This is a genomic window from Streptomyces sp. NBC_01474 (genome assembly GCF_035918215.1).
Taxonomy (GTDB): Bacteria; Actinomycetota; Actinomycetes; order Streptomycetales; family Streptomycetaceae; genus Streptomyces; species Streptomyces aureus.
Genome location: NZ_CP109449.1, coordinates 1,002,451 through 1,019,246 on the forward strand (window position 1 = coordinate 1,002,451; position 16,796 = coordinate 1,019,246).

The following is a 16,796-nucleotide window of genomic DNA, read 5'->3' on the forward strand; positions in this document are numbered from 1 at the left end:
TAGGAGTTCGCAATGGTTCGTGTAGGACTGGCTCAACCACGGTGGAACAGGTCCTGCGGGTCGACGCGCACCCAGCCCTGCCGTGTGGTGGGCGGCCGCGGGACCTCCCGCTGCAGGGCGCGCCATTGGTGCACGAGCGCGTCGTAGATGGGCGTCGGCGAGGCGGCCCCGCCCGTGCCGAACGGGGCAGCGTGACGTGGTCGGGGCGCAGGAACGCTTTTGCGCGGGTCGTTCATACGCTGCCCAACGACCGCGTCCGCTCCTGGCCACGCCATTGGCGGAGGATCTTTCCCAGGACACACATCCGAGCGGCGACAGCCCGCCCGACGCAGCTTCCTGTAGGCCGCCGTCGAGCGTGAAGCGGCTCCGTCACACGTCGAGCGTGAGCCTCGGCCCGAAGCTCCGCGACACGCACAGCAGCATCGTCCGGTTCTCGGCGTGTTCCTGGTCGGTGAGCAGGTCGTCGCGGTGTTCGGGCGTACCGGCCAGGACCGGTGTCTCGCAGGTGCCGCAGGTTCCCTGGCGGCAGCTGCTCAAGGTGCGTACGCCTGCGCGGTCGAGGGCGTCGAGGATGGACTCGTCCGCAGCGACCGTGACGAGGCGCCCGTCGCGTGTCTCGACCTCGAATGCCGCTCCCTCCAAGGAGGTTGAGGCCGCGGCCGGCGCCCGCGGGCTGAAGCGTTCACTCGTCAGTGTCAGGTTCGGCCGCTCGGTGGTGAGGCGCTCCAGGGCGTCGAGGAGGCGCGGTGGGCCGCAGGCGATCAGGTCCGCGGGCCCGCCTTCGGTGAGCCGGGTGACGAGTGCGTCGAGGTCGACAGGTCCCGTGCGGGCGGAGGGCAGGGCCTCCACCCGGTCCCCGTAGGGGAGGAGTTCGGGCAGGAACGCCATCGACGAATCGGCGGCTCCGAGGTAGGCGAGCCGCCAGTCGGCGCCCGCGCGTTCGGCGGTGGCCAGCATCGGCAGGACGGGTGTGATGCCGATGCCGCCCGCCACGAAGAGGGTCCGCCGTCGGCTCGGCCCGTAGGGGAAGGTGTGGTGCGGGCCGCGGACCGCCAGACGCAGCCCGGGGCGGGCGATGGTGTGCAGACGCTCGGAGCCGCCCCTTCCGTTCTTCTCGCGCAGGACGGCGATCCGCCACGACCTGGTGTCGGCGGGGTCGGAGCAGAGCGAGTAGTGCCGGACCGTTCCGTCGTCCGTGGCCACTTCTATGTGTGCGCCGGGTTCCCAGGCAGGCAGGTCTCCCCGGTCGTCGCGCGCCAGGCGCACGGAGATGACCCGCTCGGCCACAGGGCGGACATCGGTGACGCGTACGTCGAAGAAGTCCCGCGTCATGCCGTTCCCTCCGGTGCCGGATCCTTCTGTGCCGGACCTTCCTGCGCCGGACCCTTCTGTGCCAGACGGGCGTTGACCGCCGTGAGCACGTCGCCGTCGTGGACCAGCTCGACGGCCCGGCGCACCCGCGGGTACAGCACGACGTCACGCTCGGTGCGGTCCACAGGCCGACCGTCGCCGGACCTGGCCGCGCGTACGGTCTCCCAGGCGGTCCGGGTGGCGGGGCCGAGGGCGGAGGGTTCCGCGCCGGCCGCTTCGAGCCGAAGGTCGAGCGCCTGGGCGGCCATGAGCAGTTCGATCCCGATGACGTTCTCGATGTTGCGCACGACGGTGCGGGCATGGCGTCCCGCGTTGTTGGCCATGCTCACGTGGTCCTCCTGGTTCGCGCTGGTCGGGATGGAGTCCACGCTGTCGGGGTGCGCGAGGGTCTTGCAGTCGGAGACGAGGGCGGCGGCGAGGTACTGCGGGAGCATGTATCCGCAGTCCAGGCCGATGGTCCGGCTGGGTACGAGCATGTCGGGCAGCCCACGGTTGAGGGTGCCGTCGTCGAGGCGGAAGAGGCGGCGTTCGGCGATGCTGCCGACCTCGGTCACCACGATCGACACGAAGTCGGCGGCGAAGGCGACGTATTCGGCATGGAAGTTGCCGCCGGAGACCGCCTTGAGGCGGCGCGTCGCCGGGAGTCCCGGGAAGATCAACGGGTTGTCGGTGGCGGCGTTGATCTCGTTCTCGATGATGCCGGTGACGAAGCCGAGGGTGTCGAGGACGGCGCCGTGGACCTGGGGCACGCAGCGCAGCGAGTACGCGTCCTGCGGAGGCTGGCGACCGGGGTCGCGGTCCCGGTCGCCGTCCACGAAGGCACTGCCCGCGAGCAGCTCACGCATGCGGGCGGCGACGGCGATCTGGCCGGCCTGGCCGCGCGCCTGATGGAGGTCGGCGATGAAGGCGTCCCCGAACCCGTTGAGCGCCTCGGTCGACATGGCGGCGGTGATGTGCGCGTGTTCCAGCAGATTGGCGGCGTCGTGCACGGCGAGCGCGGTCTGGGCGCAGGAGAACGAGGTGCCGTTCAGCAGGGCGAGACCGTCCTTGGCCCCGAGCGGGATGCGCGGGACGCCCGCGGCGGCCATCGCCTCCTTGCCGCTGACCACGCGCCCGTCGAGTACGGCCTCGCCTGAGTCACGCTCGTCGTCCTCCGCGTCGGACGGGCGGCACAGCACCAGGGCGATGTGGGCCAGCGGGATCAGGTCGCCGGACGCGCCCAGCGAGCCGTATTCCGGGACGGCGGGCAGGACACCGCGGTTGAGCATGTCGACGAGCGTCTCGATGACGGCCGCGCCGACGGCGGAGTGCCCCTGGAGGAGGCTGACCATCCGGATCAGCATGGTGGCCCGGACGACTTCGGCGTCCACGGTCGTGCCGACTCCGGAGGCGTTCGAGATCACCAGGCGGCGTGACAGTTCGGCGGCATCGCGCGGGTCGGTGAACGCCTCGCGCCCCGCGAGGGATCCGAAGCCGGTGTTGACGCTGTAGACGGGCTCGACCGGCTCGCCGCGCTCCATCGCGTCGAGCACGCCGCCGAGCCATTCGGCGGACGGCCGGGTGTGCTTCAGAGCTTCGGCGGTGACGCGGACCGGGCGGCCGTGCCGGGCCACGTCGACCAGGTCGCTCAGGGTGACGCGGCTGCCGTCGAGCACGAAGGGGTCTGCTGCGGCAACGGCGGGAGCGTCCCCGCGTACGAGCGGTTCGGGGAGCGGCAGTTCAGCTGTCATGGGTGGTTACCTCGTCCGGTCGTCGTCGGTCGGGTGAGTCGGGATGGGGTGCTGGTGCGGTCGGGGCCTTGGGTGCCCATGTGTGCAGGGAGTCGCCGAGTTCGGCGGCCGAGGTCAGCAGCGTCTCGTGGGCGGAGGTGATCCACTCCCGGGTGTCGCAGCGCGCGGCCGGACCCGCCACGTCGAGCGAGCAGACAGCCTCGCCGTGGTGGAAGACCGGCACGGCCACGGAGAGCGAGCCGGGATGGAGTTCTCCGCGGGAGACGGCCCAGCCGTTGCGGCGCACGGCCGGCAGTACGGCGTCGAGCTGCTCGCGGGCCGGCGTCGCGTCGGTGTACCGGGCGAGGGGGCCGCCGAGCACCTGGCGCACGACGGCCGAGGGCGCCGAGGCCAACAGCACGCGCTGCCCGGCACCGGCGTACAGCGGCAGCAACTCGTTGATGCCGAATGTGTACTTGAGGGCTTTGTCCGGCTCCACCCGCCGCAGGCACAGCGCCTGGGTGCCGACCCGGATGATCAGTACGGCGGTCTCCCCCACGCGCTCGACGATCCGGCGCAGGACGGCGGTACCGGTCTCGATGAGGTGGGCCTGCACGGAGCTGGCGCCCCACAGCCCGGCCAGGGCGGGGCCCGCCCGGTACACGCCGTCGTCCTCCTCGGTGTAACCCTGCTCCCGCAGGACCCGGAAGTAGCGGTAGGTGGTGCTCACCGGAAGGCCGACGCGTGCCGCGGTCGCGGCGACGGTGGTCTCGCCGGTGACCGCGAGGTCGCGGAGCACGGCGAGCCCGCGCTCGAACGACGAGGTCTCCCCCATGGCTTCCTCCTGTCCGCGCCGACCACCGGGACCCGCGGGCCGACCTGCCCCTGTGCAGAGCTTCGGTCCGTGCCACCCCGCCCGGCCAGCGCTGTTCTCACTGAGTGAGAACAGCGGTATCACGCGGCGTGGCGCCGTCTCTACCGTGCGGATTCCGACGCACGGCCCGGATGGGCGACACGACCCGGCCTGGCCAGGCTCAGCTCTGCCCGACCCGACCCGACCCGGATCAGCCCAGCCCAGCTCAGTGAGAGGACAAGAGATGACGACGCACGCTCAGGCCCCGCAGATCCCCGTCTTCGACGAAGACCCTTACGCCCGCGAGCACTTGGTCGACCCGCATCCCCTGTTCGCGCGGATGCGGGAGGCCGGTCCCGCGGTGTGGCTCGCTCGCCACGGGGTCCACGCCTTCACGCGCTACGAGGTCTGCCGGGAGATCCTGGCCGACCACGCGCTGTTCCTGTCCGGTGCCGGCGTCGGCCCCCGCGACCTGCGGCGCGAGAAGGCCTGGCGTACCCCCGGCATCCTGGAGACCGACCCTCCGGACCACACCGTGATGCGCGACGCGATGGCGGACGTCGTCTCGCCCCGCTCGGTACGGGCCCTGCGTCCCGGATTCGAGGCGTTCGCGGAGGAGTTGGCCGACGCGGTCGTCGCCCGCGGCCGCTTCGACGCTGTCACCGACGTCGCCGAGGTCTTCCCGCTACGGGTCTTCGGTGACGCCGTCGGCATCCCCCGGGCCGGTCGCAGCGAGAACCTCCTGGCGCACGGCGCGATGAACTTCAGCGCGTTCGGCCCGGACAACGAACTCCACCGCGGCTACTTCGCCGCCGGTGAGGGGACCCACGCGTGGGTGATGCGCAACTGTGCCCGCGAGTCCCTGTCCGACGACGGACTCGGCGCGCGTATCTGGGAGCATGCCGAGACGGGCCGCCTGAGCGACGAGCAGGCGACGCTCCTGGTGCGGGCGATGCTGTCGGCCGGTCTGGACACCACGGTGATCGCCATCGGCAACCTGCTGCGCGCCCTGGCCCACGACCCCGGGCAGTGGGCCCTGCTGCGCGAAGATCCGGGGAACATCCGGTTCGCCGTGGACGAGTCGTTCCGCCACGAATCGCCCTTCCAGTCCTTCTACCGGACGGCCGCGCGCGACACCCGGCCGGGCGGGGTCCCGGTACGGGCCGGGGAGAAGGTCCTGCTGTTCGTCGGCGCGGCCAACCGCGACCCGCGGCAATGGGGGCCTGATGCCGACGCGTTCCGGGTCACGCGGGCGGCAAGTGGTCATCTGGCTTTCGGAATGGGGATCCACCAATGCGTGGGCCAGCCGATCTCGCGGCTGGAGACGGAGGTCCTCCTCACCGCACTGGTCCGCCGCGTCGAACACCTGGAACCCGCCGGTCCGCAGACCCCGTTCGTGCACAACACGCTGCGCGGCTGGTCTTCGGTCCCGGTGCGCGCGGTGGCCGGCTGAGCCTGTGGAGCTCCGGCCGCCGCGCGTGCCCCGATCCTGGGTCAGCCCTTCGTCAGCCTCATGGGAATCGCCTTCAGGCCTCCGACGATGAAGCCGCCTGCCGGTGCCAACGACGCTGCGAGCAGGGCGAGTTCCATGTCGGGGAAGCGGTCGAAGAGCGCCGGGAGGGCGACCGCGGCTTCCATACGGGCCAGGGGTGCGCCCAGGCAGCGGTGGACTCCGTGCCCGAAGCTGAGGTGTTCGGCGCTCGGGCGTCGTGCTTCATACTGCTCGGCGGTGTCCCCGTGTTGCTGCGGATCGCGCCCGGTGGCCGCGAACGACGGCAGGATCGCCTCGCCCTTGCGGATGGTGGGGCCGCCCGGGATCTCGATGTCTTCAACGGCGAAGCGGAGCGGAAGGTTGGCGACGCCGGGGGCCCAGCGGAGGGTCTCCTCGATCACGTCGTTCCAGGAGAGCTCGCCCGCACGGACCAGTTCGAGCTGCTCCGGGTGCGTGAGCAGGGCGTGAACGGCGTTGCCGATGAGGTTGACCGTGGTCTCGTGGCCCGCGACGAGGACGAGCAGGAGCGTGTCTATCAGCTCCTGTTCGGTCATCCGATGGCCTTCCTCGTCCCGGGCGGCGACAAGCACACTGGCCGAAAGTCAACCGCTCGACGGCCCGTCAGCAGCGGCCTGCATGCAGCCGAGTTGGCGCGTACGGCAGACCGGATCCACTGCCCGCAGGCGACTCACGCCACTCCCCCTCCCCATCCACCGCTCCGTGCGAGACACCATGCTCAGCTCGCCCCGGCAGGCAGCTCGAGACGCGTCAGGTGGTCGGGGGTGAGTGCGCGCAGGAAGCTCTCGGCGTCGAACGCCTCTCCGACCGCCACCACGCCCGTCACCGGCCGGTCACCTCGAAGAAGGCGCGCGAGGGCCTCCACGACGAGCGGCGCCGTGACGGCGTAGATGTCACGGCCTCCCGCCACCGCGCGGCGCGTCTCGTGGCCGCGGGTCACAACAGCCTCCACGAGGAAGGACTGCGCGGAACGGCCTTCGGCGTCGGCGGGTACGGGTCCGGGGGTGTCCTCCGCGCGGATGTCGCGCAGCGGCGCGAGGTTCATCACCGCGCGCACCTCGGGGGTGCGTACGTGGCGCGGGAGCGTGACCTGGTCGGCCGTCGCGAACACGACCGTGTCCTGCTTGCCGAGCGGCTCCGGGAAGTTCCACGGGGAGACTTCCTGCGCATAGGAGAAGGGGCTCAACTTGCCTGCGGTGTAGGTGAGATGGCGTCCGGCGTTGCTCTCTCCGGTCCGGCGGGTGCCCTGCGTCGGGTGCCAGCTGTCGAGGCCGTACGCGAGGGTGATCTCGTCCGCGTCCGGCCAGTCGCCGAGGGCCACGGTGGCGAGGAGGTCACCCAGCCCGCCGTAGAACGCCAGGGACGGAACGACGGCGATGCCCGCCTCCTTGGCGCGTTCGCCGTACGTCTCGAACAAGGCGGCGGTGACGGCCTGTTCGGCACCGACGTCCAGGTAGGCAATGCCCGCGCGGAGCGCCGCGTCCACGACGGGGCGGGCCGTGTCGAGGAACGGTCCGGCGCAGTTGATGACCGCCGCCGCGCCTTCGAGGGCCCGGTCGAGGGAGGCCGCGTCGTCGGGGAACGCCTGACGGACGGGCGCGCCGGGAGCGAGATCGCGCACCGCGTCGAGTTTGCCCGCGTCCCGCCCGACGAGCACCGGAGTGGCGCCCCGTCTCAGGAGCTCCGCCACGACGAAGCGGCCGGTGTGTCCGTAGGCGCCGAAGACGACGACCGGCCGGCCGGCGAGCGACCCGGCCGTGGTGTACGCGGTGGGTCCCGAGAGGGTGTTGCTCATCGTTGACTCCAGTGTCCGAGGGGCGGTGGCGTGCGGTTCGGCTGCAATGATCCCGGCACCGAGCCCGCCCAGCCAGTGGCAGGAATGACAGGGGGCGTACAGTTTCAGACATGCATCCCGTTGCACATTCCGCTGCGCATTCCGTGGCGATGGCACTCCCCGAGGGCACGATGCTCTTCGAGGCCGCGGGGGCGTTCGAAGTCTTCGGCTCCGACCACTCCGACCTGGCCGCGCCCTGGTACTCGTTCACCACATGCGGACCCGCCGGGTCCCGCGTCGGCGACTGGCTGCGGGCGGACACCACCCACGGACTCGAGGCCGTCGCCGATGCGCGGACGGTGATCGTCCCGGCGTGGCGCGACGTCGAGCAGGAGCCTCCGCAGGAGCTGCGCGACGCCCTCCGCACCGCCCACGCCGCCGGCGCCCGGATCGCCTCGCTGTGCACCGGCGCCTTCGTCCTGGCCGCGGCGGGACTCCTCGACGGACGCCGCGCCACCACTCACTGGGCGCACACGGCGAGGCTCGCGGAACGGTACCCGCGCGTCAGGGTCGACGCCGAGGTGCTGTTCACCGACGAGGGCAGCGTCCTCACGTCCGCGGGGAAGGCCGCCGGGATGGACCTGTGCCTGCACATCGTCCGCACGGACCACGGGGCGACGGTGGCCAACGCCCTCGCGCGACACCTCGTGACCCCGCCCCATCGGGACGGCGGCCAGGCGCAGTTCATCCCGGCGCCGGTGACGCACGGGCGCGACCATCCGCTCGCCGATCTGCTCCCCTGGGTGCTGGCGCGGATCGACCAGCCGCTCACCGTCGAGGACATGGCCCGGCAGGCGGGCATGAGCAGCCGCAACCTGGTGCGGCACTTCCATGCCGTCACCGGGACGGCACCCTTGAGATGGCTGCTGAGCCAGCGCGTGCGGGAGGCGCAGGAGCTGCTGGAGTCGGGCGACGACACCGTCGAGCGGATCGCGGCACGGACCGGCATGGGGACCTCCGCCACGCTACGGCGACACTTCACCCGCGTCACCGGCCTGCCGCCCGAGGCCTACCGCAGGACGTTCGGCGGCCGGTGACACGCGCCGCTCCCCGCACGCCGCGTACCTCACAAGATCACCGAACCCTCACCCTAAAGCTGAGGTCGAGGTGACACTCGACGGGACGAGTCTCGGGACGACGCTTGGAAGCACACCTGGGGCCGCGCCCGCCACCTGCCTGGTACTGCCGGTCCCAGGAAGACGGGACGCCTGGCTGACCGCGCCGCTCCGCCGCACGCTGGTGTCATGACGAAAACACTCATCACCGGAGCGAACAAGGGTCTCGGATTCGAGACCGCCCGTCGGCTCGTCGCCGCAGGCCACACCGTCTACGTGGGCAGCCGCGACCCCGAGCGCGGTCGCCGCGCCGCCGAGCAGCTCGGCTCACTCTGGGTCCAGCTCGACGTCACGGACGACGCGTCCGTCGCAGCCGCCGCCAAGGCGATCGAGGCCGACGGCGGCCTTGACGTGCTGATCAACAACGCCGGCATCGAGGGCCGGACCCCCGACGGCGGCGTGATCGGCGCCGCGGACGTGACCGCCGACGAGATGCGGTCGACCTTCGAGACGAACGTCTTCGGCGTCGTACGTGTCACCCACGCGTTCCTGCCCCTGCTGCAGAAGTCCGACGCACCGGTCGTGGTCAACCTGAGCAGCGGCCTGGCCTCGCTGGCCCGGGTCACCGACGCGGGTACGCCGACCCACGCGTACCCCGGAGTCGCCTACCCGGCGTCGAAGACGGCGGTGAACATGATCACCGTGCAGTACGCGAAGGCGTTCCCCGGCATGCGGATCAACGCGGTCGAGCCCGGTTACACCGCGACGGACCTGAACGCCCACACCGGCATCCAGACCGTCGAGGAGGGCGCCGAGATCATCGTGCGCATGGCTCAGCTGGGACCCGACGGCCCGACCGGCGCGTACGTCGCCGCGGAGGGGCCGCTCCCCTGGTGACGACGCAGGCCGCCCGACGGAGGCGCCCCCGCCTCACACCAGCCCGTCCGCCATGTCCCGCGTGACGTCACGTCCCCCGCGTACACGTCGCGCGAGGTTGGCGGCGGCATCGGGCCAGGCGGCGTGGTCGAAGGAGAAGCCCGCGTCGAGCAGCCGGCCCGGGACTACGCGGCGGCTCTTCAGAAGGAGTTCGGTGTCCGAGCGGAGTGCGAACGCGCCGAGTTCGGCCATCCACTTCGTCGCGGGCAGGCCCACCGGAACGCCCCATGCCGTACGAAGCGCACGCATGAAGTCACGCTGCGGCAGTGGCTCTGGGGCGGCGAGGTTCACGGGCCCGTCCAGGTCGTCGCGTTCGATCAGGAACCGGACCGCTCGGGCGAAGTCACGGTCGTAGATCCAGGACACGTACTGGCCGCCGCCCGCGACCGGACCGCCGAGGCCGAGCCTGGCCAGACGAAGGAGGATGTCGAAGACGCCGCCGCGATCGGGGCTCATCACCATCGCGGAGCGCAGGGCGACCTTGCGGGTGTGCGGGGTGTCCGCCTGCTCCTGCGCCCGCTCCCACGCCTTGGCGATCTCGACGCTGTAGCCCCAGTAGCCCGGGACGCCGGCCTCGTAGCCGCCGAGCAGGCCGGTCGCCTCGTCGTTCGGCGCGGCGAAGCCGTGGGCGTAGATGGTCGCCGTACTCATCTGCAGCCATACCCTCGGAGGTCGCGCGGCGGCGGCGATGGCCTCGCCGACGATCTCGGCGGACCGCACGCGCGAGTCCATCATGGCCCGGAGGTTGGCGGGGGTGTAACGGCAACTGACGCCGCGTCCGGCGAGGTTGATCACGACGTCGCTGCCGTCGACGACGTCGGCCCAAGGGCCCAGGGTCTCGCCGTCCCAGCGCGTCTCCCCGTCGCGCACCGGCCGCCGCGTGAGGACCACTACTTCGTGTCCCGCTTCGGCCAGTTCACGCTTCAGGATCGTCCCTACCTGTCCGGTGCCGCCGGGTGTCACGATCTTCATGGAGCCCCCTCATCGTGTCGGCACCACCTTACCGCAGATATTTGAACGCGTTCAAATAGGGAGAGGGGTAGCTGGGCAAGATGGCCCTCAGACCCGGTCGCTGACGTGCAGGTCGAGTCGAGTCCCCTCGTGCCCGGCGTCTCCACCCCAGGCAGGAGCCGCATGTCGTGGTCGTAGCCCCCGCCCGCGAGCGACCGGAAGGGGACCGGCGTGGCCGTGAAGAGTGCCGAGCCGTCGGGCGAACTCCGTCCGCGCCCTGACGAAGCGGTCGTCTGGGAGCTCGTTCGAGCTGTACACCGCGAACGGCTCCAGCGGGTTCATGCCCGTGAACCAGAACAGGCCGTGCCGCATGGGGTGCAGGACGTCCTCGAGACTTCCGTGGATGCCTCGATCGGAGATCGCCGACTCGCGCGCGCCGACGGTCACCGACACGAGCGCCAGCCTGCCCGTCAGGGAGCTTTCGCCGTACGGCGGCGGGACCGCGGTGCCGTACGCGAAGCCGCTCGTGAAGACCCGGTCGATCCATCCCTTGACACCGCTCACAGTGCGGAGTTCAGGCGTATCCGGGACAGCGGCGAGGTCGTGATGCGCGCGGCGGGGCGCACGCGCCTGAGGCGCCCGGTGGCCGGGCTGCTCACCCTGGACTTCGAGACACTGCACGTACCGGCCGCGCCCGGCGAGACGGGCCCGGTCGTGCACGTCTTCAGCACCGAGGAGGGTAGCGCGGAGGCCACGGCTCTCACATGGCTGACCGAAACCGTTACAGTGGCGGACAGGCCGTGACTGGCGCTGAGGTGGAGAACCACCGGGGAGCGGCCTGACCAAAGGGTCGACGTATGCCGTGCGCCTGGGCGAATGGTCAATGACGCCTGGGAGGCGACCATGTCCCCGACACAGACAGCCCACCTCATGGACGGCACCGGTACGGCCCGGCGCCTCGTCGAGGAGTCCGCGGGCAGAGCGGCGGAGCTGGTGAGGCGTACGGGCTCGGCGCCCTGCCTCGCGACCGTACTGGTGGGCGAGGATCCCGCCTCCGTCACCTACGTCCGTATGAAGCAGGCCCGCTGCGCCAAGGCCGGCATCGAGTCGCGGCGCGTCCAGCTCCCCGCCGGAACGACGACCGCGGAGCTGGTCGCCGCCCTCCGCGAGCTGTCGCAGGACGCGTCGGTGCACGGCATCCTGCTCCAGCACCCCGTGGGCCCGCACATCGACGAACGCGCGGCGTTCGAGGCCATCGCACCGGAGAAGGACGTCGACGGCGTCACCATGACCTCGTTCGGCGCGATGGCCTTCGGGCTGCCCGGATTCGTCTCCTGCACACCGGGCGGAATCATGCGGCTCCTCGACGAGTACGACGTCGATGTCGCGGGGCGGCATGCCGTCGTCGTGGGCCGGAGCGCGATCCTCGGCAAGCCGGCCGGGATGCTTCTGCTCGCCCGGGACGCCACGGTGACGTACTGCCACTCCCGCACGGCCGACCTGAGCGCGTACGTGAGGGAGGCGGACATCGTGGTGGCGGCCGTGGGACGGCCCCGGCTCATCCGCGGCGAGGACATCAAGCCCGGCGCGGTCGTCATCGACGCGGGCTACAACGCGGGCAACGTCGGCGACGTCGACTTCGACACCGCGGCCGAGCGGGCCCGCCTGATCACTCCCGTCCCCGGCGGGGTGGGCCCCATGACCATCGCCGTCCTCCTGGCCCAGACCGTCACCGCGGCGTACCACCAGCTCGGCGCGGACCTAGATCGCGCACTCGTCTGACAGGACCGCGCCGATCGAGCATCCGGGATCCCTGGTCGGTGGCGGCGTCGAGGAGTCCGGCGGCCGCCACCTCGAGGGCGGTGCGCGGCAGCGGCTCGCACTCCAGCGGTGCGCACACCTCGAAGCCGAGGTGCCGCACGGCCGTCTCCCCCGACGGCAGCATCTGGAGATACTCGGGACCGTCGGCTTCCTCGCGCCCCAGGAGGAACTCGACGGTCAGCAGCGTGCCGGCGGCGATCCACGGGGATCCGGCCTGCGGTTCACGGTCGATCAGCGTGAACTCCCACTCGTACGGGCCCGTAGGCGGCGCCGCGAGGAGCCACCGGGCGAACTCGGCGGCCCGCGGCGCGCCTTGACCCAGTGGCAGGCGCCCGAAGAAGTACCCGTCGAACCACCAGCCGCCGCCCGCATCTCTGTCGAGGGCGATCCACAGATCCTCGACGGGGCGGCCCGGGTAGTGGGACCCACGCCCTGCGAGGCGAAAGAGCGGACCGGTCCCAGGACGCTCGCCTCCGTACACCATCACGCGATCTCCCTCGCCCTCCGATGCTCAGGCGACCCAGTGCGGCCGTCGCGCGGCGCACGCCGCAGGAAGGCCGGCGGCGAGCGCGGTCGCCATGCGGTGGACGGCTTCGCGCAGGGTGTCCGCCGGGGTCGTGTACGGGATGCGCATCCGCTGCTCGAAGATGCCGGGGTCGGTGGCGAAGCAGGCGCCGCTCTCGATCCGGACGCCGTTGTCGAGGGCTCGTTCGGACAGCGCGGAGGCCACCGGTTCACCCAGGTCGACCCACAACGACAAGCCACCGGGCGGCAGTTGCCAGGACCATTGCGGCATGTGTTCCGTCAGTGCGGCGACCAACGCGGCGCGCTGCAACCGTAGTTGCTCGAGTCGGGGCAGCAGAATCCCGTCGGCTCGGTCCAGGAGGGCGAGTGCCAGGAGTTGGTCGACGACCGATCCGCCCATGTCGGTGGCCACGCGCTGGCCCGCGAGTTCGGTGACTAGCCGTGCGGGCGCGCGCAGCCAGCCGATGCGCAGGCCGCCCCAGTGGGTCTTGCTCATCGAGCCGATGCTGATGACCCGGCCGGTGCCACCCTTCGCGGCGTGGGAGGCGAAGGGAGGCGGCGGGGGGACGTCGAGCGCGAGGTCGGCCAGCGTCTCGTCGATGACCAGCCAGGTACCGGACCGCTCCGCCGCACGCAGGACGCGTACCCGCTCGTGTTCGGGCATGAGGCAGCCGGTCGGGTTGTGGAAGTCGGGTATCAGGTAGACAAGTTGGGGCACGACCTGGCGGAGAGTCGATTCGGTGATCTCGATGTCCCAGCCGGTGTCGGTCACGGGGACGGACACGGTACGCAGCCGGGCTCGACGCAGTGCCTCAAGGGCGTTCGGGTAGGACGGGTTCTCGACCATGACCCGGTCGCCGGGGCTGCTCAGCAGTCCCAGGACGAGGGTCAGCGCGTGCTGTGCGCCGGATGTCACCAGGATCTGTTCCGGCAGGGTGGCGAGGCCCCGTCGGGTGTAGCGCTCGGCGATGGCGGCGCGCAGGTCGGGCAGGCCGTAGGGGTGGTAGCCGGGGGTGTGTGCCTGCTCGGCGAGTTGCGGGGTGATGTGTACGAGGGCGTCGACGAGTGCCTGTTGTGGGAGCCCGGGGGACGCTCTGGCAAGGTCGATCGCGGTGTCCTGGGGGCCGAGGAGGCGGGTGATGCCACTGAGGGTGCGGCCTTCGGGCAGGGCGGTCCACGTGCCCGATCCCTGGCGGCTGTGTGCGTATCCGCTCTCGCGCAGCAGGTCGTACACGGCGGTGACGGTGGTTCTGCTGGTGTCGAGGGCGGCGGCCAGTTCGCGCTCGGCGGGGAGTCTGACGTGCAGGGCGATGCGTCCGTCCAGGATGAGCGTGCTGATCGCCTGCGCGAGGTGGCGGTAGGCGGGTCTCGTGCCGGCGGCGTCGGGCAGCATCGCGGCGAGCTGACGGCTCCCCAGGGTCCGGTCCGCGCGGCCCACCCTGTCCACCGGCAGGAAGGCGTTCACGTCAGTCAAACCATTCTCCCGAGATTGGCCATGTCATCCGGGCCAATCACTCTACAGAGTTGCCGCAATGGCCTTGAAGGCCCACGACAAGCACGGTGGAGGCAGGCACATATGCGGCAGGACACGGACACGACGGCCCGCTCCGGACAGGCGGCGCCGGGCGACGAAGGGATCGGCCGCAACCGCCCCGCTCCCCCACTCACCTACGTACGCTTCGGCGAACGCCCGCTCCGCCGCATGCCCCAGCTGTTCATCGGCCTCGCCCTGTACGGATTCAGCATGGCCGTCATGGTCCGCGCCGCGCTGGGCCTGAGCCCCTGGAGCGTTCTCAACGAGGGTCTGGAGAAGCACACTTCGCTGAGCTTCGGCACACTCACCGCGGTCGTGGGTGTGTCCGTGCTGCTGCTGTGGATCCCTCTGCGGCAGCGGCCGACGTTCGGGACCGCCGCGAACATCGTCGTCATCGCCTTCTCGTCCGACCTCGGGCTCACGCTCGTCCCCGAGGGCCTGGCACTTCCCGAGCGCGTCGGGCTCCTCCTCGCCGGGATATTCGCCAATGCGCTGTCCGTCGCCGTCTATGTAGGCGCACGGTTCGGGCCGGGGCCCCGGGACGGGCTGATGACCGGTGCGTCCGCTCTGACGGGACGTTCCATCCGCCTCGTCCGTACGTTCATCGAGGTCTCCGTGCTCGTCATCGGATGGCTGCTCGGCGGCGGCGTGGGGCTCGGCACCGTGCTGTACGCCCTTGCTGTCGGGCCTGTCACGCAGTTCTTCCTGCCCCGGTTCGCCTACACGAGACCGCGTGTCACCGGCTCCCGCCCCTCTTCGTAGAGTCTGTGCGGTGAACCTTCACCACGCACCCGATCCACACCTGCCGATGCTGAACGTCCCTCAGGCCGAGCGCCTGCGGAGCCTGACGGCCGCTTACTTCCTCGCCCGTCACGGCACGCACATGACCGTGACGGGGGACGCGGTGCGCCTGGAGGGCAGGCTCAGCCCGCTGTCGAACCTCGCGCAGCGGTGTCGCCAGTCCGCCGAGGACGACTGGCCGCGGATCGTGGAGCAGCACTTCACCGGTCTGGAGAACTCGTCCCAGGGAGGCGAGAGCGCCACGGAGCTCCTGGAGCGGACGTGCTGGCGGCTGCTGCCCGACGACGCCTTCCCGGGCGAGACCGCCGACGCCTTCCGCTATGCGCGACCGGTGGCCGAGGGGCTGCTCGCGGCCCTCGCGCTGGACGCACCCACTTCCGTACGGATCCTCGACGACCGGGACGTGGCGCGTGCCGGCGCCGAGCAGCTGTGGGCCGCGGGCCGCGCGAACCTGATCCGTGAGCCGGTCGAGCACGACGAGTTCCGCGGCCCGCAGGGCGCGTTGATGCACTCCGTGTACGGCGACTCGTTCTTCGTCTCCAGCAAGGCGCTCGTACTCCCCGATCTGGTGCGGGAGTTGACCGGCCGGGAGCTGCCGGAGGCCGGGGCGCTCGTCGTGATGCCGACCAGGCATCTGCTGGCGTTCCACCCGATCGTGGACGGCAGCGTGGTGGACGCCGTCAACGACCTGGGCTCCTATGCTCTCGGTGCCTACGAGGACGGGCCGGGCGCGCTCTCGCCGCGGCTCTACTGGTGGCGCCAGGGGCGGCTTGTCTCGCTCACGGTCTTCGACCACGAGAACCGTTCGTTCTCCGTGGTGCCGCCGCAGGAGTTGATGGACCTGATGAGGTCCCTGCGCGGCCAGGAATCCGCCGATGACACGCCGGATACGGCCCCTCGCGCGCAGACCGCCGATGAACTCGCCGTGACAACAGCCAAGTTGACAGCGCAACTGCCTCAGTCCCCTGCGGTTTTCGGTGACGTGTTCGCGGCCTCGCTCGCCCTGAGCCACGTGCGGTGCGCGTCCGACCCCGACGCGGGCGCGTTGGAGACCTGGGAGGCGTGGGTCGGTGCCATGCAGGTCGGCTCGGCGCTGTTCGCCAGCACGACCTCCCGGGAGAGCAGCGTCGCCTGCCGGATCGGGCACGACGTCGTGACGCTTCCGGTCACCGGCCCCGCCCCGCACGCGGACGGCCGTGCCTGGCTCAACGCCTTCTATCTCGCCGTCGTCTGCCGTGAGCGGGACCGCATGACGCAGTTGTGCCACGTGCCGCTGGACGACCTGCGTCGGGCCGCACCCATGGACGAGTACGTCTTCCACTGGATCGACACGCTCCAGACGTACTGGTTGCAGCACCCCATGGACGATGTGGTCCAGAAGCTGCTCGCCACGATGAACACGTCCCACCCCGATGTGGCGACCCGTACGCCTGCGGACTTCCTGAACCTGGTCGACTACCAGCCCGTCGCGCTCTTCCACCGTCTGGTCACCGGCGACCGCGAGGCTTTCGCGCTGGCACTCGCGGAGGCGCTGGACCATCACGAGCGCTACTGGAGCGACTCGACGGGGCCGCACAGCCGGGTGGCCCTCGGCCCGCTCGCGCTGGCGTGCCTCGCCTTCGACTCGGAGTTCCCGGTCGACAGCAAGTCGCCGTATCTGCCCACCTGCCTCCTCGACCGGGCCTGGTACGGCGAGTTCGACACGTGAGAGCGGGCTCCGGGGGCGGCCACCGCCGGGCGGCCTCGCGGCGGTAGAAGTCGAACTGCGTCACGCCGTCGTAGCCGTAGCTCTCGGGGTGCAGCTCGTGCAGCGCCACTCCGCAACGGGCGAGCGGCGGGCCAAGGGTCTTGGTCAGCAGTTCGCCCGCCTCCGCGATGAACGCGGGCTTCTCCGCG

At 71.2% G+C, this 16,796-nt stretch carries 15 protein-coding genes, 1 pseudogene and 1 riboswitch; of the genes and pseudogenes, 7 read left to right on the plus strand and 9 right to left on the minus strand.

What is annotated here, in order from left to right:
• Positions 1–369: 369 nt before the first annotated feature.
• The 3 genes from OG758_RS04900 to OG758_RS04910 are packed head-to-tail and all read right to left on the minus strand — an operon-like array spanning position 370 to position 3,915.
• Entirely contained in the window at positions 370–1,332 is a 963-nt protein-coding gene (locus OG758_RS04900; RefSeq protein ID WP_326708791.1) for a PDR/VanB family oxidoreductase, read from the minus strand.
• Positions 1,329–3,101 (minus strand): HAL/PAL/TAL family ammonia-lyase, encoded by a 1,773-nt coding sequence (locus OG758_RS04905; RefSeq protein WP_326708792.1) that lies wholly within the window; start codon positions 3,099–3,101, stop codon positions 1,329–1,331. The genes OG758_RS04900 and OG758_RS04905 overlap by 4 nt, the downstream gene beginning before the upstream one ends.
• On the minus strand, positions 3,091–3,915 hold the full coding sequence (locus OG758_RS04910; protein WP_326708793.1) for an IclR family transcriptional regulator: 825 nt from the start codon (positions 3,913–3,915) through the stop codon (positions 3,091–3,093). The genes OG758_RS04905 and OG758_RS04910 overlap by 11 nt, the downstream gene beginning before the upstream one ends.
• Before the next feature lie 262 nt (positions 3,916–4,177).
• On the opposite strand from OG758_RS04910, the gene OG758_RS04915 reads away from it, so the two are divergent.
• Complete coding sequence (locus OG758_RS04915) at positions 4,178–5,386, plus strand: cytochrome P450 (RefSeq protein WP_326708794.1); 1,209 nt, start codon at positions 4,178–4,180, stop codon at positions 5,384–5,386.
• A 41-nt stretch (positions 5,387–5,427) separates the two neighbouring features.
• Here OG758_RS04915 and OG758_RS04920 read toward each other — a convergent pair whose 3' ends face one another.
• Positions 5,428–5,979 carry a cytochrome P450 gene (locus OG758_RS04920; protein WP_326708795.1) on the minus strand — a complete coding sequence of 184 codons (552 nt, stop codon included), beginning with the start codon at positions 5,977–5,979 and terminating at the stop codon, positions 5,428–5,430.
• 182 nt (positions 5,980–6,161) lie between these two features.
• Positions 6,162–7,238 carry a saccharopine dehydrogenase family protein gene (locus OG758_RS04925; RefSeq protein ID WP_326708796.1) on the minus strand — a complete coding sequence of 359 codons (1,077 nt, stop codon included), beginning with the start codon at positions 7,236–7,238 and terminating at the stop codon, positions 6,162–6,164.
• Positions 7,239–7,348: 110 nt separating this feature from the next.
• Here OG758_RS04925 and OG758_RS04930 point away from each other — a divergent pair, with 110 nt between their 5' ends.
• Together OG758_RS04930 and OG758_RS04935 are read left to right on the plus strand one after the other, a co-directional pair.
• The gene (locus tag OG758_RS04930; RefSeq protein WP_326708797.1) at positions 7,349–8,314 is read left to right on the plus strand and encodes a GlxA family transcriptional regulator; all 966 of its coding nucleotides are present in this window, start codon (positions 7,349–7,351) and stop codon (positions 8,312–8,314) included.
• Between the two features lie 207 nt (positions 8,315–8,521).
• On the plus strand, positions 8,522–9,229 hold the full coding sequence (locus tag OG758_RS04935) for an SDR family NAD(P)-dependent oxidoreductase (protein ID WP_326708798.1): 708 nt from the start codon (positions 8,522–8,524) through the stop codon (positions 9,227–9,229).
• Positions 9,230–9,262: 33 nt separating this feature from the next.
• Here the strand turns inward: OG758_RS04935 and OG758_RS04940 are convergent, their stop codons facing one another.
• Both OG758_RS04940 and OG758_RS04945 read right to left on the minus strand, forming a co-directional pair.
• Positions 9,263–10,240 (minus strand): DUF1731 domain-containing protein, encoded by a 978-nt coding sequence (locus tag OG758_RS04940; protein ID WP_326708799.1) that lies wholly within the window; start codon positions 10,238–10,240, stop codon positions 9,263–9,265.
• Between the two features lie 87 nt (positions 10,241–10,327).
• The gene (locus OG758_RS04945; RefSeq protein ID WP_326708800.1) at positions 10,328–10,783 is read right to left on the minus strand and encodes an NAD(P)H-dependent oxidoreductase; all 456 of its coding nucleotides are present in this window, start codon (positions 10,781–10,783) and stop codon (positions 10,328–10,330) included.
• Positions 10,784–10,792: 9 nt separating this feature from the next.
• Between OG758_RS04945 and OG758_RS04950 the strand changes: the two are divergent.
• Positions 10,793–11,023: pseudogene (locus OG758_RS04950) on the plus strand (MmyB family transcriptional regulator); the annotation flags it as partial.
• Positions 11,010–11,100: riboswitch (ZMP/ZTP riboswitch) on the plus strand. (Overlaps the previous pseudogene by 14 nt.)
• 22 nt (positions 11,101–11,122) lie before the next feature.
• Entirely contained in the window at positions 11,123–12,001 is an 879-nt protein-coding gene (locus tag OG758_RS04955; RefSeq protein WP_326708801.1) for a bifunctional 5,10-methylenetetrahydrofolate dehydrogenase/5,10-methenyltetrahydrofolate cyclohydrolase, read from the plus strand.
• Here the strand turns inward: OG758_RS04955 and OG758_RS04960 are convergent.
• Positions 11,949–12,527, minus strand: coding sequence for a hypothetical protein (locus OG758_RS04960; RefSeq protein WP_326708802.1), 579 nt, complete (start codon positions 12,525–12,527; stop codon positions 11,949–11,951). The two genes, OG758_RS04955 and OG758_RS04960, sit on opposite strands and share 53 nt — an antisense overlap.
• Positions 12,528–12,551: 24 nt before the next feature.
• On the minus strand, positions 12,552–14,030 hold the full coding sequence (gene yczR / locus OG758_RS04965) for a MocR-like transcription factor YczR (protein ID WP_326715805.1): 1,479 nt from the start codon (positions 14,028–14,030) through the stop codon (positions 12,552–12,554).
• A gap of 237 nt (positions 14,031–14,267) precedes the next feature.
• Between yczR and yczE the strand changes: the two genes are divergently transcribed.
• The gene (gene yczE / locus OG758_RS04970) at positions 14,268–14,861 is read left to right on the plus strand and encodes a membrane protein YczE (RefSeq protein ID WP_326715806.1); all 594 of its coding nucleotides are present in this window, start codon (positions 14,268–14,270) and stop codon (positions 14,859–14,861) included.
• A 10-nt stretch (positions 14,862–14,871) separates the two neighbouring features.
• Positions 14,872–16,608: an immunity 49 family protein gene (locus tag OG758_RS04975; protein WP_326708803.1), complete on the plus strand. Its 1,737-nt coding sequence runs from the start codon at positions 14,872–14,874 to the stop codon at positions 16,606–16,608.
• Positions 16,609–16,796: the final 188 nt, after the last annotated feature.